Below are 22,294 nucleotides of genomic sequence, written 5' to 3' on the forward strand. Positions count from 1 at the left end.
CAGGCACGATACCTGCTAGACAGCCGGCATGGAAGTCGCGCCAAGCCTGCCCCCGCCCATCGATGTGTCAAGCCGCGCGCCGGGCCTGGAAGCGCGCCGGAGCGCCGCCGCCGAACATTGCGAGGCCGGCGAACTGGTCTACGTGGACGACCGCGGCCCCGGCATCACCCGCCGCCCCTGGCGCGGCGGTTTCCGGTACTACGACCCTCGGGGCGAGCGCATCGTCGACCGGGACGTCATCCGCCGCCTGGATGCCCTGGCGATCCCGCCCGCCTATACCGACGTATGGATCTGTCCCGATCCCGCCGGCCACATCCAGGCCACCGGCCGGGACGCGCGCGGCCGCAAGCAATACCGCTATCACGAACGCTGGCACAGCGTGCGCGACGCCGACAAATACGGCCAGCTGGCCGCCTTCGCCCGCGCGCTGCCGCGCATCCGGCGCCGCATCGCGGCCGGCCTGGCCCAGCCCGGTCTGGGCCGCGAGAAAGTGATGGCCGTCGTCCTGCGCCTGCTCGAAACCACGCTGATCCGGATCGGCACCCCGGAATATGCCCGCCTGAACAAGTCCTTCGGCCTGACGACCCTGCAACGCCGCCACGCCATCGTGTCGGCGCGCGGGATCCGGCTGCGCTTTCGCGGCAAGAGCGGCGTCGAGCACGACGTGACCGTGGCCGACCCCCGCATCGCCCGCGTCGTGCGCCGCTGCATGGAGATCCCGGGCCAGACGCTGTTCCACTACCTCGACGAGGACGGCGTCCCCCACGCCATCGGCTCGGACAGCGTCAATGCCTACTTGCGCGAAGCCGGCGGCGGAGACTTCACCGCCAAGCACTACCGGACCTGGTACGGGTCGGTGCTGGCGATGGCCGCGCTGCAGCGCCTGCCCTGGGAAAGCGAAGCCAAGGCCCGCAAGACGGTGGTCGAGGTGGTGAAGGCCGTGGCGCGCCGGCTGGGCAATACGCCCGCCGTGTGCCGCGCCAGCTACATCCATCCCCGCATCATCGATAGCTACCTGGCCGGCGGGCTGGCGCCGGTCGGCCGGGTCGATACGCCCCGCGGCCTCAATGCCGACGAGCGGCGCCTGCTGCACTTCCTGGAGAGCGAACAGCTTCCGGCCCCCGCCGACAAGGCCGCATGAGGCCGTTCACGGGCGGCCGACGGCCGCCCGGTCCGGCAGGCGCAGGCGGTCCGGCTCGACGGGCGCCGCCGCGATCCGCCGCCGCCAGCGCTCGACCCGCACGCCCACCGTCAGGTTGAGCGCGACGGCCGCCGCCAGGCTGGCGGCGGCCACGGCCACCAGCCATGCGGACGGATGCGCGCTCTTGTAGCCGGCCGCCAGGCGCTCGAACAGCAGGATGACCAGCATGTGCGAGATGTACAGCGGAAAGCTGAGCTCGCCTATCCGGCGGTCCCAGCGGTGGCGGCATTGGAAGATGAAGGCCAGCGGCAGCAGCGCTGTGGCCACGGCAAGAAACAGCGCGTCGCGCAGCGTGGGCGGCAGCGGCATGTGGAAATGCGCCACGCTGTAGAGCAGCAGCGCGGCCACCGCCAGCGCCGGCAGCCGGCGCCGCCGCGCGCACAGTCGCTCCAGGCGCGGCAGCAGGATCTGCTGCGACAGCGCGCCGGCCAGGAACAGCGCGAGCTCGGAAGGGAAGAAGCGGTAGGTCCACGGGTCGGCGCGGCCGATGCCGGTGGCGATCAGGACGGTGCGCAGCGCCAGCGAGGCCAGCAGGGCCAGCCACAGCCGCCGCCGCGAAGCCAGCAGGAAGGGCGCGACGAGGTAGAAATCCAGCTCCACGCCCAGCGTCCAGGCCTGCGGCACCAGCAGTTCCTCGTACAGCGGCACGTCGCTGTCCATGAAGTTTCCGGTGAGTGCCAGGTGGCCCTCGTGGATCCCCATGAACATGACCCAGTCCTGGCCCACGAGCAGGGCGTTCGACAACAGCAGCACCGCGTCGGCGGCATCCGAAATCTCGGCATAGCGCGGCAGGAACGAGGTATTCAAGAGCGCGTGCGCCATCAGCGTCAGCAGGGCGACGGCCAGATAGGTCGGATACAGGCGCAGGAAGCGGTTCTGGTAGAACTTGAGCCGGGCGCCCCGGTAGGTATCGGTGGCCGTGAGCACGTAGGAAATCAGGAAGCCCGAGATCAGGTAGAAGGTCTGGACCGCCAGGCGTCCGCCCAGCAGGGCGTCGCCGCCGTCGCCCCACAAGTGGTCGAGCAGCACCGAGAACGCCAGCAGCGTGCGCAACAGTCCCAAGATCGCCTCTTCGTCGCCATCCATGGCGGCGCGGCATGGCGCAAAGCGGCCGCGCCACTGTCTCCAGAGGCGGATTGTGCGATGGGGGCCGGCGGGCCGCCATGCTCCATTTGGCTGGGTTCAGGTGGCGGCGCCGACGCAGCGCGCGATTTCCGCGACGATCTGGTTCTGCTGGTAGGGCTTCCTCAATTTCGGAAGATCCGGCTCCGCATCCGGAGGAAGCTCGGCGTAGCCCGTGGCCAGCAGCACCGGCAGGGAAGGGAACTGCGCGCGCACCGCCTTCGCCAGTTCGGCGCCGGTCATGCCGGGCATGGAGTAGTCGGTTATCACGAGATCGACCGGCCGGCCGGAACGCAGGATGCCGAGCGCCCGTTCGCCGGATTCCGCCTCGATGCTGGTATGGCCCATGTCTTCCAGCAGGGCGGCCGTGCTGGCGCCGACCAGCGCGTCGTCGTCCACCACCAGGATGGTCAGGTTGCGCAAGGCGGCGCAGGCCGTGGCATCTCCGGCGGCCGCCGGTTCGGGCCGTTCGGCCTGGTCCGTCGACGGCAGCCATATTTCGGCCCGCGTTCCCTGGCCAGGGGCGCTGCTCAGGCGCAGCGCGCCCCTGAGCTGGCGCGCCAGCCCATGCACCGTCGACAGGCCGAGCCCCGTGCCCTTGCCCAATTCCTTGGTGGAAAAGAACGGCTCCCGTGCGCGGGCCAGCGTGGCGGCGTCCATGCCGGTTCCGCTGTCGGTAACGACCAGGCGGATGTATGTGCCGGCGGCCAGATCCTCGTCGCCGGCGCTGTGCGCCACATCGGCGCCGATGGCCAGCAGGCCGCCGTGCGGCATGGCATCGCGCGCATTGACCACGAGATTGAGCAGGGCCAGTTCCAGCTGGTTGGCATCGGCCAGCGCCATCGGCAAGCCCGCGGGCATACCGATGGACAGGTCGATGCGGGGATGCGTGGACCGTTCGATCAGCGCCTTCATGCCCTTGACCAGCCTTGCCACGTCCACCGGCTGGACGGTGAGATCCTGGCGCCGCGCGAACGCGAGCAGGCGCTGGGTCAGCGCCGCGCCGCGATGGGCGCCCTGGACGGCGCTGTCGACCAGGCGGGCGAGCCGCGCGTCGCCGGACACGTGCTTGCGCAGCAATTCCAGGTTGCCCAGCACCGCCATCAGCAGGTTATTGAAGTCGTGCGCGATACCCCCGGTAAGCTGCCCGATCATCTCCATTTTTTGCGACTGCCGCAGCAGATTCTCGGCGTGTTCGCGCTGGAGCATTTCCTCCATCACCTTCCGGTGCGCGCTTTCAAGCGCCGCGGTGCGCTCCGCCACGCGGGCCTCGAGATTGCTGTTGAGCCGTTCCAGCGTTTCCTGCGCGGCCTTGCTGGCGACGATGTGCGCGCGCGCGTCGTACTGCCGTTGCCGCGCCTTCCCGGCCGACCGGGCCACGCTCACGAAGGTCGTGGGATGAAAGGGCCGTTCCAGGAAGGTAACGTTGCCCAGCAGCTCCGAGATGCGGGACGCGATGTCGACGCGCCGCGCGCCGCCCTGCTGGCGCTGCGCAAGGACGATGAACGGCAGGTCCGACCAGCTGGGCTGCGCGGCGACCCACGGCAGCGTGGCCTGCGCCGGCAGGCGCTGGAGCGCTTCCTCCGTGAGCACGCAGAAACAGACGTCGTCGCCCAGGCGGGACTCGAGGCCGGCCAGGTCCGGACACGGCAGCGACGCCACGCCGACCTCGCGCAGCAGCGCGCCGATGATGGCGGCGTCGCGTCCCAGCGGCGCAACGACCAGCGCGCGATCGTTTGCCCCGTTGTCAGGCATTGGGCGCCTTGTCCGGCGGGAGCAGCGGGGCGGCATCCCCGACGAAGTCGGGTATCCCGCGCAGGATGCCCTGGAAGCGGTCCAATGGCTGGCCCAGGCTGAGCCCGTGGGGCCCGATGCCGTACTCCCGGATCGTCTCTTCGTGCGAGCCCGTGCGCTTCTTTATTATCGATACGGCCCGGCGCACCCTGCCCATCGCCTCGAAATAGCGCAGCAGGATTACGGTGTCGGCGAGATAGGTGATATCGACCGGCACCTTCATGTCGCCCACCAGTCCGTGCTGGGCGACGGTCAGGAAGGTCGTTGCCCCCTGGCGGTTCAGGTACTGCAGCAGCTCGTGGATGTGCAGGATGAGCGCCCGTTCTTCCGGCATCGCCGCCTGATAGCCGTTCAGGCTGTCGATGGCGACGGTTGTCGCATGCGCGCGATTGACCCGGTCGCGGACCCGATACGCGAACTCGCCCGGAGACAGCTCGGCGGCGTCGAGCTGCTCGATATGCAGCATGCCTTCGGCCCGCATCGCCTGCAGGTCGAAGCCCATCGCCCGGGTGCGGTCGAACAATAGCCCGAGTTCCTCGTCGAACACGAACATCGCCGCCCGTTCGCCGCGCCGGACCGCCGCCGCGATGAACTGCAGCACGAAGGTGCTCTTGCCCGTGCCGGCCGGGCCCAGCACGAGGGCGCTGGAGCCCTGCTGGATGCCGCCGCCCAGCAGCGCATCGAGCTCCGGGATATCGCTTCTGATTTGCGTGCGCGGAAAATCGGTGCGGTGTTCCGCCGCCACCAGGCGGGGAAAGACGGTTACCCCTCCCGCCCGGATGGTGAAATCGTGATATCCGCCCCGATACGCCTGGCCGCGCAGCTTCGTGATCCGGACCCGACGCCGTTCCGCGCCATATCCGGGGGCCGTTTCCTCGAGCTTGATGACGCCGTGCGCGACACTGTGCACCGTCTTGTCCTGTGCTTCGGCCGTGAGGTCGTCGAGCAGCAGGACGGTCGCGCCGTGTCGCGCGAAGTAGTGCTTGAATGCCAGGATCTGGCGCCGGTAGCGCAGCGAGCTCTGGGCGAGCAGGCGTATCTCCGAAAGGCTGTCGAGCACGATCCGCGACGGCCTGGTTTGCTCGAATACGTCGAAGATTTGCTTCGTGGTTTCGCCGAGCTCCAGATCGGCAGAATAAAGCAGACTCTGTTGCTGGCTCGCGTCGAGCAGGCTCTCGGGCGGCACCAGTTCGAATACGGTAACGTTGTCGTTCAGCGACCAGCCATGAGAATGCGCCCCTGCCCGCAGTTCCTTTTCGGTTTCCGACAGCGTGATGTAGAGGCCGGGCTCGCCGGGCTGCGCCAGTAGGAAACGCAGGGCGATGGTCGTCTTGCCGGTGCCGGGGCTGCCCTCCAGCAGGAAGGCATTTCCCCGGGACAATCCCCCGCCCAGGATATCGTCCAATCCCGCAATGCCGGTCGACGCCTTTGTTCCATCAACTTCGGGATTCATTCGTCGCTCCTGACATGATGATGGTTTGGCCGGGTTGAACTCGCCACTGTAGCGTACGGCCCGCCGCGAGTCTGTGAGCCAATCATTTCCGGCGCAGCGAAGTTTTGCACCATCTCAATGGATGAGCAGTTCTTGCTCTCGTGCCGGCGGGCCAGCGACTTGTGTTTTAGACCATGAGAATGAGGCGCCGGGCGGCCGGATCGGACGATTGTCCGATTGTGCCTCGCAACAAAATACGCGTCGTCGGACGTCCGTCCTAGGTTATGCGGCCTCTGGCAGTGGCTTCCGAAAATACGCAGTATCGGACGCAGGAACACTCCATATTCCCATGAGAGGCCGCCATGAATCTGCATAAAGTCGCCCTATTGGTTGAGACCTATGAGCAGCCCGGCTGGATGTTCGACCTGGTGGAATGGATCGCCGCTAGGCCGGATTTCGAACTGGCTGCGATCCTGGTGGCGTCCGGCGATCCGGCCCGCGCGGGCGCCCGGCGGCGGGGCCATGTGCTGTTGCGGACACTGATGGACCTGGAGCGCCGGGCGCTGACGGTCCGCCAGCGCGCCTTGCTGGCGCACCACGATCTGCGCGGACCGGCCTGCAAGAGCCCGGCGCCCATCGTGCCGTGGCCGAACGGCGGCGTGGCGGCCGACCTGTCCGCCCTCGGGCTGGACCTGATCATCGCGCTCGACGGCCTGCCGGTGCCGCGCGAGCAATTGCGCGGGCTGGCCCGAGCCGGCACGTGGTGCCTTTCGTATGGCGCCACGCCGTCGGAGCGGGGCCGGCACGCCGGTTTCTGGGAAGTCCTGTATCGCGCCGACCACACTACCGAGACACTGTGGCGGCTGGCCGACCGTCCGGAAGAGGACGAACTGGTCGAGCGCCGTAGTTTCAATACCGAGGTGTTCTGGCTGAAGAACCAGGCGCGCGCCTTCGATCTAGGCAAATTGATGATCTGCGACGCCCTGGGCCACTGGGCCGAGGCCCCCCCGCCGAGACACGCCGACCCCGTGCCGCGTATCGACACCGACCGGGCGCGCGGCCAGCCCAGCCGGTGGGATTGCATGACCTATCTGAAACGGCAGACCCAGCTGGCCGCCAGCCTGGCCATGCGGCGGGTGATGAAGCGCAACGTACGCTGGCGCATCGGCATGTTCCCTTCCGTGCGGTCGCATGCGGTGGCCGCCGACGCCCTGGTGCTGACGCCGCCCAAAGGACGGTTCTATGCCGACCCGTTCGTCCACGTGCACGAGGGCCGGCCCTATATTTTCTTCGAGGACTACGACTTCAAAGACCGCAAGGGGCGGATCGCGGTGGCGACCTACCGCGACGGCCGGTTCGACGTGCTGGGGCAGGCGCTCGACCTGCCGTATCACCTCTCATTTCCGTACGTTTTCGAGTATGGGCGCGAAACCTACATGGTGCCGGAGAGCTGCGCCAACCGCAGCATCGAGCTGTGGAAATGCGTGGAGTTTCCGCTGAAGTGGGAATTGTCGGCCACGCTGATGGCCAATGTATCGGCAGTCGATACGATCATTTTCAAGCATGGCGAATATTGGTGGCTGTTCACCAATATCGATCGCACCGACGGACAGAGCCACTGCGACGAACTGTTCGCCTTCTATGCGCCGTCGCCGGTTTCGGGCGCCTGGATGCCGCACGCGGCCAACCCCATCGTCCGCAGTCCCGCCAAGGCCCGCAACGCCGGCGTGGTGGTGTCGCCGAGCGGCGAGGTTATCCGCTGCGCGCAATATCAGGGATTTTGCCAGTACGGCAAAGGGGTTTCGCTGAACCGGATCGAGAAGCTGACGCCGACCGAATATGAAGAGGCGGATGGGGTCGTTCATTACGCGCAATTCATTCGTAAGAACCATGCTTCGATGCACCATTGGCACAGCCGGGGCGGTCCGACGGTCTTCGATTTTGCCTATATGGATTAATGGGGGCGTATTTTATATCCGCCCAGGCATCTACTTTTTAGATGATTCAGTATGTAACTACTCACTATTACGAAATGACACAATTTATTTCAAAATACCGACGAAAACATCGTCATCCGGATGACCGGCTGCGATATTCGTCTTCAAAACGCGGAGAATAAGCGCCGGAATCGGGCACTTATATAACATTATGTTACCGAGTTTACATGTATTAGGCCTTCAAAAGCGCGAAATGCACTCGATGCACCATTTCAAGATGTAGAACGATTGGGGGGAGTCGTCCAGCGATCGGCCAACTGGCCATCTATACCGACTCGGATCATTGCATGCCGGCTTAAAAGAACAGAGGACGTGATGGGTAAGATTGTCCTGATGGAATCCCACCCTTTGCTGCGGCTGGGGTTGTGGCAGATTCTGAACAAACTGGATGGCACCTGGGAAATCGTCGAAATGGAAACGTCCGACGTATCCAGCGTCGATCCGTCCACGGTGGGCGTGGATTTCCTGATCTACGGCATGCCGCTGGATGAAGAATCGGGATGGGCGCCCCTTGCCGATATCGACCGGAGGCTCAGGCCCAAACGTATCCTGCTCCTGGCCGACGGTCTTCCTCCACCTCCTTTGGTGCAGGGTCTGTCCTCGGTGCCGGTATACGGGTATGTGATGAAGAGCGTCTCGGTCGAAATCCTCGAGGCTGCGATCCGGCTGGTCATGGCGGGGGGGCAATGCTTTCCCGGCAGCCAGGTGCAACAACCCCCGCCGGATGCGAGCGGTACTACCCGCTCGTCCTCGGTCGCCACCTTTCCGGCGCCTCCGGGGATGGCGCCCGGGGGCTCGGACATGGTCAGGACGGCGGTGATGGCCGAAGGCGCGCAGTTGCTGCATCTTACGCCGCGGCAATACGAGGTCCTGGTGCTGCTGGCGCGCGGCCATCCCATCAAGACCATCAGCCGCATGTTGAATATTTCCGTCGCCACGGCCAAGACCCATGCCTGCACGCTCTACCAGCGCCTGCAAGTGCGCAACAAGGGGGAGGCGGTATATGCCGCCCTGCAGCGCGGCGCAACGCTGGAATGGCACGACGCCGGCGCCGAATCGCCGCGCGTTTCCTCGCTTTCGCACAAGCAGGCCCGCTCGGGATCGGCGTCGGCGTCGGGTTGAACCGACAGTTTCATCCGCATGCCCGAGGGGCAGCAAATGCTGCCGCTGCTAGCATGACGCAACGCTGAATCGTAGGCAGGGCGTCACAAAGGCCTCGGGATGACCACCGTTCTGATAGAAGAATATGCATTGCTGCGGGTTGCACTCGAACACGTGCTGCTGAAGGCGCGCGGACCGGGCGAGCTCATCGTCCTCTCGTCGCGGCAGTTGCGAGAGATGACCGCAGTTCCCGCCCGCGAGGTGGAACTGCTGATCATGAATGTCCACCCGGATGCCGCGCAGGCGCTGGCCACGCTGGAGCGCGCGCTGGCGCTGCTGGCGCCGCGCGCAGTCCTGGCCTTGTACGAGACCGAAAACGCGGCCCTGGGCGCCGCGTTCGCGGAGCGCGGGGTGCGCGGCTATGTGCCGCAATCGCTGAACGCCGAGGCGCTGACGGCCGCCGTCAGCCTGGTGCTGGCGGGCGGCGAATGCTACCCCCGGCGCGACGCCACGCCGGTCTTGCCGCTGGCGCCGAGGCCCCCTGGCGGCTACCTGACGCGCCGCCAGGAACAGATCCTGAGCCTGCTGGTGCGCGGCTACAGCATGCGTGAGATCGCGCGGCAGATCGGCATTTCGGCGGCGACGGTGAAGAGCCACGTGCGGGCGCTGTACTGGAAGCTCAACGTGCGCAGCCAGGCTGAGGCCGCGTTCATCGCCCGCCGCCGCGGCCTGGTCGGGCCGGCCGATACGGAGCAGGACGACTGAAGCGGGCGGGAGGCGCCGGCCGCCTAGCGGCGGGCCACGCAGTCGTGGAGGTCTTGCTCGGCGCGGGCCAGCACTGCCTCCTTGTCCAGGTGGCGCCGCGCGTATTCCTGCGCCGCCGCGCCCAGCGCCGCGCGCAGGAGCGGAGCGTCGGCCAGTTCGGCCAGGGCGCGCGCCATGGCCGGGGCGTCTTCGGGCGGGACCACCGTGCCGCGGCCGGCCACGATGGCCGCCAGCTCCGTGCCGGCGGCGGCGCCGCACACCACGGGCCGGCCGCTGGCCAGCATGCCGCCCAGCTTAGACGGCAGCACCAGGTCGGCGGCGCCGGCGCGTTGCGGCAGCAGGTGGACGTCGGCGGTGCGCAGCAGTTCCCCCAGGCGGCGCGCCGGCTGCAGCGGCAGGAAGCGGACGTTGGACAGGCCGGCGCACCGCAGTTCCAGCATCCGGCGCTGCGGGCCGTCGCCGCAGAACACGAACCACAGGCCGGCGCGGCCGCGCAGTTGCCAGGCCACGTCCGCCAGCATCTCAAGCCCCTGCTTGGCGCCCATGTTGCCGGAATACAGGGCCACCACCGCCTCGGGAGGGATGCCCAGCTCGCGCCGGTAGGCGTCCGGGGAGGCCGGCGCGGCCATCGCGCCTACGTCGGTCCAGTTCGGCAGCAGCACCAGCCTGCCGGCCTCGACGTTCTTGCGGCGCGCCAGGTCCAGCATGCGGTGCGAGATGCCCGACACGCGATCGAAGCGCCGCAGCAGCCACGATTCCAGCCGCAGGACGGCGCGGCGCAGGCGGCCGCCGCGCAGCATGCCGAGTTCGAACGCGGCGTCGACCTCGTAGTCCTGGATGTGCAGCCAGGCGCGCGCGCCGCACAGACGCGCGGCCGCCCATGCCGCCGGCGCGCAGAAGATCGCCGGCGCCACCGCGATGATCACGTCCGGCCGCTCCAGGGCGCGCAACGCCAGCACCGGCAGGCTGTTGAGCGCGAAGCTGGCCAGGTGCAGCAGCCGCTTCACGCTGCCGGGCCGGGCCGGTACCCAGATGGGCACGCGGGTCACGCGAACGTGCTGCCAGAGGCGGGTGCGGTAGCGCCAGCCGCCGTAGGGCGGCTCCACCCGCCAGGCGGGGTAGTAGGGCGGCGCCGCGATCACCTGGACTTCGTGGCCGCGCCCGGCCAGCCAGGCGGCCAGTTCGCCGGTGTATTTGCCCACGCCGGTCGGCTCGGGGGCGAAGTTCATGCCGTAGATGAGCACTTTCATGAGGCCGCCCGGGAACGGGGCCGCACCGGGCGGCAGGGATTGCCGTGGCAGACGGTGGCCGGCGGCAGCGCCCGGAAGACCGCGCTGCGGGCGCCCACCACGGCGCCGTAGCCCACGGTCACTGCGGGTCCCACGAAGACGTCGGTGGCCAGCCAGGCGCCGTCCTCGATCCGCACGGGGCCTTCGCGGATCGGGAAGGCGGGCGAGGTCATGTCGTGGTCGGCCGCGCACAGGTAGCTGCGCTGCGAAACCACCACGTGGCTGCCGATGTGGATGGCGGAGAGGCTGTAGAGCGTGACGTCGTCGCCTATCCAGGAATAGTCGCCGATCGACACCTTCCAGGGATAGGTGATGGTGGCGGTGGGGCGTATCAGCACCTTGCGCCCGATCCGCGCGCCGAAGCGGCGCAGCAGCCATCGGCGAAAGCCGTAGGCGATCTGCGGCGAGGGGCGGAACAGGGCGGCCTGGGCCAGCCACCAGAGCTGCACGGCAAGGGCCGAGCGCCCGCGCAGTCCGGGCGGCAGCGAGAACAGGTCGAGCCGCTGGAACTCGTTCACGGGCGTACCCTCCCGTCGCCCGGCTGCCGCTGCGGCACTTCGCCGTCGCGCCGCAGCTCGGCGGCCTTCAGGCCTATCTGCCAGTAGTACATGGCGCGCGCGAGCGCGTAGTCGAAGCCGGCCTTGCCGTCGAGCATGCCCAGCCGCAGCACGTAGCTGTGCAGAAAGGCCGCCAGCCCTTTGCACGGCAGCGCGGCGAAGGCGCGCTTGAGGGCCGCGCGGCCTGCCAGGTTCGCTTCGCGCGGATCGTGGGCCAGCCCTTTCAGGCGCAGGCTGGCCTCCCAGTCGGAATAGCGGTTGTGCTTGTCGAAATAGTGGAACAGCGAGTCGTGATCGTCGTGCACCATGCGTCCGGCCAACGCGAAAGTGCGGCCCTGCACCTGCGGCTGGTAATGGCCTTCCACCTCCCACATATGGGCCACCGCCAGGTCGTCGTAGTCGAGGAAGCGCGCGCGCGTGCGGTCCAGCAGCGCCAGCTTGTAGACCCGGTGGCCGTGGCGCAGGGTTTTGCCGCAGAAGACGTAGTCGAAGGCGATGAAGGCGCCGGCGTAGCCGGCGTCGAAGCGGGGCAGGCAGGCGCGGATCTCGGCGGCCAGGGCCGGCGTCATTTCTTCGTCGGCGTCCACGTACAGCACCGCGTCGTGGGAGAACGGCAGGTTTTCCAGGCACCATTGCTTCTTCTTGGGGTACCTGCCGTTCCAGTCGAATGGCACGACCCGGGCGCCGTGGGCGGCGGCCAGCGTGCAGGTGGCGTCGGTGCTGCGCGAGTCCACCACGAAAACCTCGGCAAAATCCGCCAGCGCCGCCAGGCACTTGGAAATGTTGCGCGCTTCGTTCTTGGTCATCACGATGACCGATACCGGTATGCTGTTCCTACGCACGAATGACTCCTGCCTTTGGGGGCTGCCGGGCTACAGCAGCGGGTTGAAGAGGCTGGCGGCGTTGCGGCAGTGCTGGTCCAGCGAGAACGCGGCGGCGCGCGCCGGCCCTTCCTCGGCCAGCCGGCGGCGTTCGGCCGGGTCGTCGGCCAGGCGGCGGATGGCCGCGGCCAGCGCCGCCGCGTCGCGCATGGGTACCAGGACGCCGTAGCGGCCGCCGGCAAGGATTTCGGCCGGGCCGTGCGGGCAGTCGGCGGCAATCACCGGCACGCCCAGGCATAGCGCTTCCACTAGGGCGATGCCGAAGCTTTCCCGCAGCGAGGTCGACACGAACAGGCCGGCCCGGGCCAGGATGGGGAAAGGGTTGTCCGCATGGCCGGCCAGCGTCACGCGCGAGCGAGACGGGCGGGCGGCCAGCTGCCGCTGCAAGGCTTCCCGCTGCGGGCCGTCGCCCAGCACGGTGAATGCGATGCCGGGATCGTCCAGGAGGCGGGCGGCCTCCACCAGGGTGGCGTAGTCCTTGTTCACGTCCAGGCGGCCGATGCACACCACCTGCAGGACGCCGGGCGGCGGCGCGGGCCCGGCGCCGGCACCCTGGCGCCGCACTTCGTCGAGCGGCACGCCGTTGTACAGATGACGGCACTTGCGCCGCAGCGCCGGAAACATGGCGGCAAGGTCGCGCGCCACCCCGCGCGAGACCCCGACCACCAGGCTGTGGCGCGGATAAGCCAGGCGCACGGCCCAGCGCGCCGCGCGCCGCAGGGCCGAGCCGCTGTAGCAGACGGCCGGACTGTTGTGCTCGAAGGCCACCGAGGCGAACCGCTGCCTCGACAGCAGGCGGGCCGCGGCCACCAGCAGGTTGCACATCAGCCCGTGCGAGCACACCACGGCCGGCGGGTCGCGGCGCAGGTGGCGCAGCAGGCGCCACAGGGCCAGCGGCAGCGACGCGCGCAAGCGCCAGCCGGGCGGCGTGCCGGCCAGGGCGTGCGCCACCCGGGAATTGGCCACGGCATAGGCCTGCCGATGGCGGCGCAGCAGGAACAGGCCAGTCTCCAGCCCGTGTCCGGGCAGCGCATCGACGATGAAGGCCACGCAGCGGCCGACGCCGCCCGGCGCCAGGTCGGGCGCCACGAACAGGACGTCAGCCATGGGTCGCCATCCCGCGCAGCGCCGGCCGGGCCGGCACGGCGGCGCGCGGCGCGGCCGGGGCCTGGAGCCGCGCGTGATTCATCAGCGCCAGGCAATAGCACAGCAGGAAGCCCAGGAAGGCGGTCTTGGGCGCGTACGACAGGCCGCCGGAGAACGAATCCACGACGATATAGACGGGCAGGCAGCTCAGCAGGTAGCGCCGGTGCAGTTCCAGGGCCGGATGGGCGCAGGGGCGCGCCAGCGCCAGCAGCAGTATCGACAGCGGCGTGAGCATGATCAGCGCCAGGCCGACCATGCCGAACTTCATCAGGTAGAAGGCCCAGGAATTGTGGGCGAAGGTGCTCAGCTCGAAGCCTTCTTCGCCCATCACCCAGCTGCGCATGCCGGCCCCGTGGCCGAACAGCGGCGCCTCGCGGAACAGGTCCATCTGGCCTTCCATTTCCTCGATGCGGGCGCCGTAGCTGGAATCCTGGCTCAGGTCCTGCACGCTGAAGACGCGGTCGAGCAGCACGTCCATGTAGCCGATGCTCTGGAACACCAGGATGCCTGCCAGCAGCGCCGGCGCGTACAGCAGCAGGGATTTGCGCAGCGCCCCGGCCCGCATGCCCAGCAGGGCCGCCAGCGCCACCGACACGGCCAGTTGCAGATACTGGCTGCGGTTGAGCGACATGACCAGCGCCAGCAGCAGGTACAGGGTCAGCGCGTAGCCCGCGATGCGGCCCAGCCGCAGCGTGCGCGGGAACAGAATGATCGAGACCATGGCGAAGGGCAGGGCCCACACGCCCAGGCGCACGTCGCGCAGGGGCTGGCTGATGCTGAAGCCGCCGAGCTGTTCGCCCAGCATCAGCGTGGCCACGGCCACGCCGGACAGCACGATGGTCCGCTGCAGGGCGGCGTAGGCCGCCGGGCCGTCGATGTCCTTGTAGCAAAGAAAGGGCACGCTCACGAAGTACAGCACGATGCGCAGGTCGCGCGCCGTGTCGGCCGCCACGATGTCGGGCTGCGGCCGGCTGGCCAGGGCGAGGTAGGCCAGCGCCACGCATTGCAGCCCCATCGCCAAGCCCACGCCGCCCGACGGCAGCGCATAGGCGCCCGGCTGGCCCAGGCGGAAGAACTTGACCAGCACCATGGCGATGAACAGCAGGTCGTACGTCGCCACCTTGAAGCCGCCGAGTTGCAGCACCAGGGTGTCGTCGTTCAGCGCCAGCGCGCAGAACACGAACAGGCACAACAGCGGCAGGGTGGAACGGGAAGTATTCATGGCCGGTGGCTCCTCATTGCGCATCCCAGTCGTCGCGGCCCGCGAGCTTGGCGACGGCTTTCTCCAGCAGGTAGAACAGGTCGCCCTGGCGCACGTGGGCGGCCACCTTGGCGGCGCGGTACGACCACGCGCGCGGGCGGCCGATGCGCGGCCCGCTGCGCCGGATGCCTTCGATGATCTGGCTGCGTTCGCGCTGCAGCACGTCCTGCAGCAGGACGGTCTTGGTGGCGTCGTGCACCGTGTAGACCCCGTAGGCGTCGTGCGCCATGACGTTGGTGCCGGTGGGCAGCAGCCGGCTCCACAGGTCCAGATCCATGCAATAGCGCTTGCCTTCGTCCAGCGCGCCGTACCGTTCCAGCAGGTCGCGCCGGAAGATGGCGGACTGGTTCGGAATGGAGGCCTTGACCACGGTCAGCATGCCGCGGTCGACCGGGGTGTAGCGCACCTCGCGGAAGATGCGGTTGTCGGCGTCGGCCAGGTACAGGTTGCCGCTGACGATGGGCGGCCAGTCGGCCGCCGCCGCCCGGCCCAGGCGCAGCAGCGCGCCGGGGAAGAACAGGTCGTCGGAGTTCTGCCAGCACACGTAGTCGCCGGTCGCGCGCCGGAAGCCCTTGTTGATGGCGTGCGATTGCCCGCGGTCGGGCTTGCTTTCCCAATACGCGAGGTGGCCGGCGTAGCGCCGGATGATGTCCACGCTGTCGTCGCTGGAGCCGCCGTCGATGATGATGTATTCCAGGTTGGGGTAGCCCTGGTTCAGCACCGACAGGATGGTGCGTTCCAGGAAGCGGCCCTGGTTGTACGAGGGCGTTACCACGGTGAGCCGCGGCAGCAGGGCCTGCGCGACGGGAGGCGGAGGCCGCAGGCGGCTGACGAAATCGGTCAGTTGCTGGGTCGCGGCCGCGTATTGCTTGCGCATGTATTGCCTCGGCATGGATGGCTACCGGGTGGCAGCGGGGACGATGGCGGCGGCCAGCGGGTGGCGGGACTGGCGCAGGGCCAGCCCCACGCCGGCCAGGGTCACCATGGCGTAGGCGATGCGGCCGATGGCCGCGGCGTTCTGGCCCACGGGGCCGAACAGCGCGGCCATCAGCCCCAGCATGGTGACGCCGCCCACGCCGTTGAGCAGCGCCACGGCGCGGCCGTTGCCCAGGCCCAGCAGCGAGAAATGGGCGGCCGCGTTGAGCGACAGCATGCCGGAGGCGAGGATCAGCAGGTCGAAGGTGAGCTGCTGGCCCTGCGCGTGCGCCTGGCCCGAGAGCAGCGCCAGCAGCGGCTGGCCCGCCAGCAGCAAGGCCAGCGTGGCGGACAGCGACAGCGCCAGGTTCCAGCGCATCAGGCGCCGGACCTCGTCGCCGGCCGCGCCGGGGTAGGGCGGCGCCACCGACAGCCGCCGTATCCGCGGCATGGCCTTCTGGAACACCGCCACCGAGGCGGTATGGACCAGCTGGCCGGCCTGCATGCCCACGGTGTACAGGGCCAGCGCGGCCGGGCCCATCAGGCTGCCGACCACTACCCGGTCGAGCGAGCCGAAGGCCAGTGCGCCCACGCCGTGCAGCCAGGTCCAGCGCGAGAACCGGAAGGCGCCGGCCATGGCCGCGCGGTCCGGCACCGGCGGCACCCACCAGCGGCCGTCGCGGCGGGCAAAGACCACCATCTTGGCCATGCCGGACAGCAGCAGCCCCGCGCCCTGGGCCAGCGCCACCCAGATGGCGGCGTGCGTGGCCCAGGCCGCCGCGCAGGCCAGCGCCATGGCGGCCACGCGGCCGGCGCATTCGCACCATGCGGTGGCGGCGAAATCCTCGCGTCCTTTGAGCGCGCCGGCGAACAGCTGATCGATCTGTTGCGCCACGTAGATCGCCATCGCGGCCGGCAGCAGGGCGTACAGCGGGGTGCTGCCGAAGGCGGCGCGCGGCCAGGCCAGCCCCAGCACGAGGGCGGCGGCGCCCACGGCGACGACGACGGCGGCCAGCGCGCAGCCCACCAGCGCCAGCGCGACCCCGGCGCCGCGCCGGGCGCCGCCCGGTTCGTGCAGCCGTTCCGACACCAGCTTGGTGGCGGTGACCGCGCTGCCCAGATTGGCCACGTTGCCGAAGCCCGCCACCGCCACCATCATCGCGTACTGCCCGAAGCCCTCGGCATCCAGCTGCCGGAACAGGATCGGCACGGCCGCCAGCGACACCAGCGGCCCGCAGCCGTACTCCAGCAGGCCCCAGAGCGAGGCGTTGTCGGCGACGTAGCGCCGGATGAAACGCTTCATCGGTACCGTCCGTCGGCGCAGCGCGCCATGTGCAGGCCGCCGGTTTCCCGCAGGAAGTCGCGGTAGGTCATGGCAATGCCCGTTTCGAGATCGATCTGCGGCGCCCAGCCCAGGCCGCGCATGCGCGACGAGTCGAGCAGCTTGCGCGGCGTTCCGTCCGGCCGCGCCGGGTCGAACCTCAGATTGCCGGGATAGCCCACGATCCGCGCCACCAGCCGCGCCAGCTCGGCGATGCGGATCTCCGCGCCGGAGCCGACGTTGTAGACGGCCTCGGGCGGATCGCTTTCCAGCAGGTGCACGCAGGCGCGCGCCAGGTCGTCCACGTGCAGGAATTCGCGCAAGGGCGTGCCGCTGCCCCAGACCTCGACCTCGGGCGCGCCAGCCTTCTTGGCTTCGTGGAACTTGCGGATCAGCGCCGGCATCACGTGGCTGCTTTGCAGGTGGTAGTTGTCGCGCGGGCCGTACAGATTGGTTGGCATGGCGCAGACGAAGCGCGAGCCGAATTCGCGGCGATAGGCCTCGCACAGCTTGAGCCCGGCGATCTTGGCGATGGCGTAGGCCTCGTTGGTGGGCTCCAGCGGCCCGGTCAGCAGGTAGTCTTCGCGGATGGGCTGGGCGCACTCGCGCGGGTAGATGCAGGAGGAACCCAGGTACAGCAGCTTGCGCACGCCGGACTCGTAGGCCGCGCGGATGACATTGGTCTGGATGGCCAGGTTGCGCGCCAGGTACACCGCCGGGTGGCGGTCATTGTCGAGGATGCCGCCCACCTTGGCGGCCGCCAGGTACACCACGTCGGGCCGCTCGCGATCGAAGAACTGCCGTACCGCCGCCTGGTCTTCCAGGTCGAGCTCGCCGTGCGAGCGGGTGACGATGCCGGGCGTGCCGCGGCTTTCCAGCGCGCGCACGATGGCCGATCCGACCATGCCGCGATGGCCGGCTACGAAAATGCGTGTCAGGCTGGCCATGGCGCTACTCCTTGCAGGCATAGACGGCGTAGCCGCTTTCTTCCATCAGGGCGTCGCGGCGCGCGTCCTTCAGGTCGTTCTCCACCATCTCGGCCACCAGTTCGGCGAACGTGGTGCGCGGCGCCCAGCCCAGCCGGCGGGCCGCCTTGGACGGGTCGCCCAGCAGGGTGTCGACCTCGGTGGGCCGGAAGTAGCGCGGGTCCACGCGCACGATCACCTGCCCGGGGCGGACGCGATCGTGCACGGTGCTCAGCAGCACGGTGGCGGTTTCGTGCAGGCCTTCGCCCTCCCAGCACAGCAAGAGGCCGAGCTCGCGCGCCGCGGCGTCGATGAAATCGCGCACGCTGTATTGCATGCCGGTGGCGATGACGAAATCCTCGGGCTCTTCCTGCTGCAGCATCAGCCACTGCATTTCCACGTAGTCGCGCGCATGGCCCCAGTCGCGCCGGGCCGACAGGTTGCCCAGGTACAGGCAGTCCTGCAGGCCCAGCACGATGCGGGCCATCGCCCGCGTGATCTTGCGGGTGACGAAGGTCTCGCCGCGCCGCGGCGATTCGTGGTTGAACAGAATGCCGTTGCAGGCGTACATGCCGTAGGCCTCGCGGTAGTTGACGCAGATCCAGTAGGCGTACAGCTTGGCCGCGGCGTACGGGCTGCGCGGATAGAACGGCGTGGTTTCGCGCTGCGGCGTCTCCTGCACCATGCCGTACAGCTCGGAGGTCGAGGCCTGGTACAGGCGCGTGCGGTTGCCCAGCCGCAGCATGCGGATCGCCTCGAGCAGGCGCAGGGTGCCCAGGGCGTCCGTATTGGCCGTGTACTCGGGTTCCTCGAACGAAACGCCCACGTGGCTCTGGGCCGCCAGGTTGTAGATCTCGTCGGGGCGCACCGCCTGCACGATGCGGGTCAGGCTGCACGAATCCGTCATGTCGCCGTGGTGCAGGACGAGGTTGCGCTGCCGCTGGTGCGGATCCTGGTACAGGTGGTCGATGCGGGCGGTGTTGAACATCGAGGCGCGGCGCTTGATGCCGTGCACCTCGTATCCCTTGTCCAGCAGCAGTTCGGCCAGATAGGCGCCGTCCTGGCCGGTGATGCCGGTGATCAATGCTCTCTTGGGCATGGTCTTGTCCTGGGTTCAATGGCGGCTGCTTGCGCAGGCTTCATACGCGTCCGTACACGTCCTGGAAGCGGACGATGTCGTCCTCGCCCAGGTAGGGCCCGGACTGGACCTCGATGATGTCCAGCGGGATCTTCCCGGGGTTCTCCAGGCTGTGGACCTCGCCCAGCGGGATGAAGGTGGACTGGTTCTCGGTCAGCAGGTATTGCCGGTCGCCGTTGGTGACGCGCGCGGTGCCCGACACCACGATCCAGTGCTCGGCGCGGTGGTGGTGCATCTGGGTCGACAGGCGCGCGCCCGGCTTCACGGTGATGCGCTTGATCTGGTAGCGTTCGCCGCGGTGCACCGAGTCGTAGCTGCCCCAGGGGCGCAGCACCTGGCGGTGCGTGGCCAGCTGTTCGCGGTGCTGGCTCTTGAAGCGCTCCACCAGCAGCCTGACGTCCTGTGCCCGGTCCCGGCGCAGCACCAGGATGGCGTCGGCGGTCTCGACGATGACGATGTCGTCCAGTCCCACCGAGGCCACCATGCGGTGCTCGGCATGGACCAGGCAGTTGCGCGAGTCTTCCAGCACCACGTCGCCCATGACGGCATTGCCGTCGGCCGACTTGGGCGCCAGGCTCCATACGCTGTCCCAGGCGCCGACGTCGCTCCACGCGCACTCCAGCGGCACCATGACGGCGCGGTCGGTGCGTTCCATCACGGCGTAGTCGATCGAGTCCGCCGGGCAGGCCGCGTAATCCGCCGGGTCCAGGCGGCAGACGGCGTCGTCGCCGCTGCCGCTGGCCAGCGCCTGGCGGACCGCCGCCAGCATGGCCGGCGCGTGCTGTTCCAGTTCCCGCAGGTACGCCGCCGCGCGGAACGCGAAGATGCCGCTGTTCCAGTAGTAGCTGCCTTCCTGCAGGAAGCCCTGGGCGATTTCGGTGGACGGCTTTTCGACGAAACGGCGCACCTTGCGCGCGCCGGCCGGGTCGCCGGCGGACGCTGCGGCCTGGATATAGCCGTAGCCCGAGAGCGGCGCGGTGGGGACGATGCCGAAGGTCACCAGGGCGCCGGCGCAAGCTTGCGCATGGGCTGTCTCCAGCGCCTGGCGCAGCACGGGGCCGTCTTCCAGCACGTGGTCGGATGGCGCCACCAGCAGCACGGCGGCCGGATCGGCGCGCATCGCGCGCAGCGCCGCCGCGGCGATGGCCGGCGCCGTGTTGCGCGGGCAGGGCTCCAGGATCAGCTCGAGGTCTTGCAGGCCGATCTCGGCCGCCTGCTCGGCGGCGATGAAGCGGTGGGCGTCGTTGCATACCAGCATGGGGCGGCGGGCGGCATTCGCCGCCGACAGCCGCAGCAGGGTGTTCTGCAGCAGGCTGTGGGTGTCGTTCAGGCTGATGAATTGCTTCGGCAGCGTCTCGCGCGAGAGCGGCCACAGGCGCGAGCCCGAGCCGCCGCAGAGGATGACGGCCCGGAAAGGTGGACTGGCGTGGGTCATGCCGCATGCTCCTTGAAATAGGCCTGCGTGTAGGGGTGGACGCCGGCGTCGCGGATGGCGCCGGCGGGCGATATCCAGCGATAGTCGCGGTGCTGGGTGCGGGGCAGGGCGTACAGGGGATCCGCCAGCCGGGTTTCGAAGGCCAGCACGACGTAGTGCGTGCGCCGCCCGCGTTCGCCGGCGAAATTGACGTCGTAGAAGTGTTCGTAAATGCCGCGCGGAGTCCAGGCGGAAACCGGCAGGTCCAGCGCCAGCTCGCTGCGCGCGATGCGGACCAGGGCGGCGGCCATGGTCTCGTCCTTGAGGATGCGGCCGCCGGGCACGAACCACGTTCCCTGCGCGGGGGGATTGCTGCGCAGCCCCAGCAGGTAGGCGCCGTCGGCGTTGCGCAGCAGCAGGTCCACCGATATGAGCGGCAGCATCTCGACGGCGGCGCGGAAGTCGTCGGCGCTCCAGAAGCCGGCGGTATGGCGGTCGGGCGCGTGCATCTTGCCGGCGTGCATTTCAGTACGCATTCGAGCCGCTCCAGCCCGACAGCACGGTGCGGGCGATGATGCGCAGGTCCATCAGGAAGGACCAGTTGCGGATGTAGTAGATGTCGTGCTCGACCCGGGCCTGCATCTTGTGCACGGTCTCGGTCTGGCCGCGGTAGCCGTTCACCTGCGCCCAGCCGGTGATGCCGGGCTTGACCCGGTGCCGCATCATGTAGCTTTCCACCAGGTCCTTGTACAGGTCGTTGTGCGCCAGGGCGTGGGGCCGCGGACCGACCACCGACATGTCGCCCTTGAGCACGTTGAGGAACTGGGGCAGCTCGTCCAGGCTGGTGCGGCGCAGGAAGGCGCCGATGCGCGTGACGCGGGTATCGTCGCGCGTGGCCTGGGTGACGGTGCCGGCTTCCTGGTGGACCGTCATGCTGCGGAACTTGTAGACGTGGAAGATCTTGCCGTCCAGGCCCAGGCGCGGCTGGGTGAACAGTACCGGCCCGCGCGACGAGCACTTCACCAGCAGGGCCAGCACCAGCAGCAGCGGCGCCAGGCCGGCCAGCGCGCATAGCGCGAAGCAGCGGTCGAACGCTTCTTTGGCCATGCCGCGGATGCCGAGCACCGGCAGGCTGTTCAGCTGCACGGCAGGCAGGCCCATGAAATCGTCGATGCGGTGGCCCAGCAGGCGAATCGACATCACGTCCGGTATCCAGCGGATGTCGACCAGGTCATTGCGCAGCCGGCGCAGCACCTCGTGCACCTGCGGGCCCTGCTCGATGGGCAGCACGATCCACACTTCGCGCACGCTGGCCGTGCGCACGAACTCGGCGATGCGGTCCAGCTGGCACAGGCGGCGCACGCTGCTGGGCAGGCATTCGTCGGCACCGCTGTAGATGCCGACCACTTCGTAGCCCGTGGCGCGGAATTGGCCAACGCGCCGCCACAGGTCGCGGCCCAGGGCGCCGAACCCTATCATCAGCACCCGCTTCTGGTCCAGGCCGCGGTCGCGCGCGGCGCCCAGCGCCCGGTACGCCGCCAGCCGCGCGCCCACCAGCATCAGCGCAGTGAGGACGAACCACGCCGCCGCCCACGAGCGCGAGACCGCGCCGCTCTGGTGCAGGACGAAACTGAGCAGGATGCCCATCGCGTAGACCGCGCTCCATGCGGCGAAGCCGGACAGCGCGAGATCGCCCATGCGCCGGCCGCGCCACGATCCATAGAGCCGGAAGGCGGGAAATACCAGCAGCGCGGCGAGCGCGCACAGCACGATGAGGAACGGCTGGATGGGCGGCATGTCGGCCGGCGGCTGGCCTGGCAGCGGCAGGCGGCCGGCCGCCAGCCCGCAGCCGATCACGATGCAGGCATCGGCCAGGCGGTAGACCGCGTGCGTGCCTGCGGCACGTTCGGACCCCGGGAATGCAGCCAGTTTCATCGAATGCTCCTGCACGGATCGTTGACACGCCGAAAGCTTATGGGCCGTGCCCGGACGCGA

General features: G+C 68.9%; 19 protein-coding genes. 4 read left to right on the forward strand and 15 right to left on the reverse strand.

Features of this window, described 5'->3' with window-relative positions; translation table 11 throughout:
• Nucleotides 1-28 precede the first annotated feature (28 nt).
• Entirely contained in the window at nucleotides 29-1,141 is a 1,113-nt protein-coding gene (locus ABD927_RS09190; protein WP_345248566.1) for a DNA topoisomerase IB, read from the forward strand.
• A gap of 6 nt (nucleotides 1,142-1,147) precedes the next feature.
• On the opposite strand, the gene ABD927_RS09195 is transcribed toward ABD927_RS09190, so the two are convergent.
• The 3 genes from ABD927_RS09195 to ABD927_RS09205 form a co-directional block, all read right to left on the reverse strand.
• Nucleotides 1,148-2,287, reverse strand: coding sequence for an acyltransferase family protein (locus ABD927_RS09195; protein WP_345248568.1), 1,140 nt, complete (start codon nucleotides 2,285-2,287; stop codon nucleotides 1,148-1,150).
• A gap of 96 nt (nucleotides 2,288-2,383) precedes the next feature.
• Nucleotides 2,384-4,078, reverse strand: coding sequence for an ATP-binding protein (locus tag ABD927_RS09200; RefSeq protein WP_345248570.1), 1,695 nt, complete (start codon nucleotides 4,076-4,078; stop codon nucleotides 2,384-2,386).
• Entirely contained in the window at nucleotides 4,071-5,570 is a 1,500-nt protein-coding gene (locus ABD927_RS09205; RefSeq protein ID WP_345248572.1) for an ATPase domain-containing protein, read from the reverse strand. The genes ABD927_RS09200 and ABD927_RS09205 overlap by 8 nt, the downstream gene beginning before the upstream one ends.
• Nucleotides 5,571-5,911: 341 nt before the next feature.
• Here ABD927_RS09205 and ABD927_RS09210 point away from each other — a divergent pair, with 341 nt between their 5' ends.
• The 3 genes from ABD927_RS09210 to ABD927_RS09220 all read left to right on the forward strand — a co-directional run bounded on the left by ABD927_RS09210 (nucleotide 5,912) and on the right by ABD927_RS09220 (nucleotide 9,412).
• Nucleotides 5,912-7,507, forward strand: coding sequence for a glucosamine inositolphosphorylceramide transferase family protein (locus ABD927_RS09210; protein ID WP_345248574.1), 1,596 nt, complete (start codon nucleotides 5,912-5,914; stop codon nucleotides 7,505-7,507).
• A 354-nt stretch (nucleotides 7,508-7,861) separates the two neighbouring features.
• Nucleotides 7,862-8,668, forward strand: a complete 807-nt coding sequence (locus tag ABD927_RS09215; RefSeq protein ID WP_345248576.1) for a response regulator transcription factor — start codon at nucleotides 7,862-7,864, stop codon at nucleotides 8,666-8,668.
• Nucleotides 8,669-8,797: 129 nt separating this feature from the next.
• Nucleotides 8,798-9,412, forward strand: a complete 615-nt coding sequence (locus ABD927_RS09220) for a response regulator transcription factor (RefSeq protein WP_345248578.1) — start codon at nucleotides 8,798-8,800, stop codon at nucleotides 9,410-9,412.
• A gap of 23 nt (nucleotides 9,413-9,435) precedes the next feature.
• Here ABD927_RS09220 and ABD927_RS09225 read toward each other — a convergent pair whose 3' ends face one another.
• The 12 genes from ABD927_RS09225 to ABD927_RS09280 are packed head-to-tail and all read right to left on the reverse strand — an operon-like array spanning nucleotide 9,436 to nucleotide 22,234.
• Nucleotides 9,436-10,662 (reverse strand): glycosyltransferase WbuB, encoded by a 1,227-nt coding sequence (locus ABD927_RS09225; RefSeq protein WP_345248580.1) that lies wholly within the window; start codon nucleotides 10,660-10,662, stop codon nucleotides 9,436-9,438.
• Nucleotides 10,659-11,219 carry a putative colanic acid biosynthesis acetyltransferase gene (locus tag ABD927_RS09230; RefSeq protein WP_345248582.1) on the reverse strand — a complete coding sequence of 187 codons (561 nt, stop codon included), beginning with the start codon at nucleotides 11,217-11,219 and terminating at the stop codon, nucleotides 10,659-10,661. Before ABD927_RS09230 ends, ABD927_RS09225 begins: the two co-directional genes overlap by 4 nt.
• Entirely contained in the window at nucleotides 11,216-12,100 is an 885-nt protein-coding gene (locus ABD927_RS09235) for a glycosyltransferase family 2 protein (RefSeq protein WP_345248584.1), read from the reverse strand. The genes ABD927_RS09230 and ABD927_RS09235 overlap by 4 nt, the downstream gene beginning before the upstream one ends.
• Before the next feature lie 30 nt (nucleotides 12,101-12,130).
• Nucleotides 12,131-13,246: a glycosyltransferase gene (locus ABD927_RS09240; protein WP_345248586.1), complete on the reverse strand. Its 1,116-nt coding sequence runs from the start codon at nucleotides 13,244-13,246 to the stop codon at nucleotides 12,131-12,133.
• Entirely contained in the window at nucleotides 13,239-14,507 is a 1,269-nt protein-coding gene (locus tag ABD927_RS09245) for an O-antigen ligase family protein (RefSeq protein WP_345248588.1), read from the reverse strand. The genes ABD927_RS09240 and ABD927_RS09245 overlap by 8 nt, the downstream gene beginning before the upstream one ends.
• A gap of 13 nt (nucleotides 14,508-14,520) precedes the next feature.
• Nucleotides 14,521-15,423, reverse strand: coding sequence for a glycosyltransferase family 2 protein (locus tag ABD927_RS09250; protein ID WP_345248590.1), 903 nt, complete (start codon nucleotides 15,421-15,423; stop codon nucleotides 14,521-14,523).
• A gap of 21 nt (nucleotides 15,424-15,444) precedes the next feature.
• Nucleotides 15,445-16,764 (reverse strand): lipopolysaccharide biosynthesis protein, encoded by a 1,320-nt coding sequence (locus ABD927_RS09255; RefSeq protein ID WP_345248593.1) that lies wholly within the window; start codon nucleotides 16,762-16,764, stop codon nucleotides 15,445-15,447.
• Entirely contained in the window at nucleotides 16,761-17,729 is a 969-nt protein-coding gene (locus ABD927_RS09260; protein WP_345248595.1) for a GDP-L-fucose synthase family protein, read from the reverse strand. The genes ABD927_RS09255 and ABD927_RS09260 overlap by 4 nt, the downstream gene beginning before the upstream one ends.
• A gap of 4 nt (nucleotides 17,730-17,733) precedes the next feature.
• Nucleotides 17,734-18,846, reverse strand: a complete 1,113-nt coding sequence (gene gmd, locus ABD927_RS09265) for a GDP-mannose 4,6-dehydratase (protein ID WP_345248597.1) — start codon at nucleotides 18,844-18,846, stop codon at nucleotides 17,734-17,736.
• Between the two features lie 40 nt (nucleotides 18,847-18,886).
• Nucleotides 18,887-20,320: a mannose-1-phosphate guanylyltransferase/mannose-6-phosphate isomerase gene (locus ABD927_RS09270; RefSeq protein ID WP_345248599.1), complete on the reverse strand. Its 1,434-nt coding sequence runs from the start codon at nucleotides 20,318-20,320 to the stop codon at nucleotides 18,887-18,889.
• The gene (locus tag ABD927_RS09275) at nucleotides 20,317-20,835 is read right to left on the reverse strand and encodes a GDP-mannose mannosyl hydrolase (protein WP_345248601.1); all 519 of its coding nucleotides are present in this window, start codon (nucleotides 20,833-20,835) and stop codon (nucleotides 20,317-20,319) included. The genes ABD927_RS09270 and ABD927_RS09275 overlap by 4 nt, the downstream gene beginning before the upstream one ends.
• On the reverse strand, nucleotides 20,825-22,234 hold the full coding sequence (locus tag ABD927_RS09280) for an undecaprenyl-phosphate glucose phosphotransferase (RefSeq protein WP_345248603.1): 1,410 nt from the start codon (nucleotides 22,232-22,234) through the stop codon (nucleotides 20,825-20,827). Before ABD927_RS09280 ends, ABD927_RS09275 begins: the two co-directional genes overlap by 11 nt.
• Nucleotides 22,235-22,294 lie beyond the last annotated feature (60 nt).

The sequence above is a fragment of the Pigmentiphaga soli genome, assembly GCF_039541095.1.
GTDB lineage: Bacteria > Pseudomonadota > Gammaproteobacteria > Burkholderiales > Burkholderiaceae_B > Pigmentiphaga > Pigmentiphaga soli.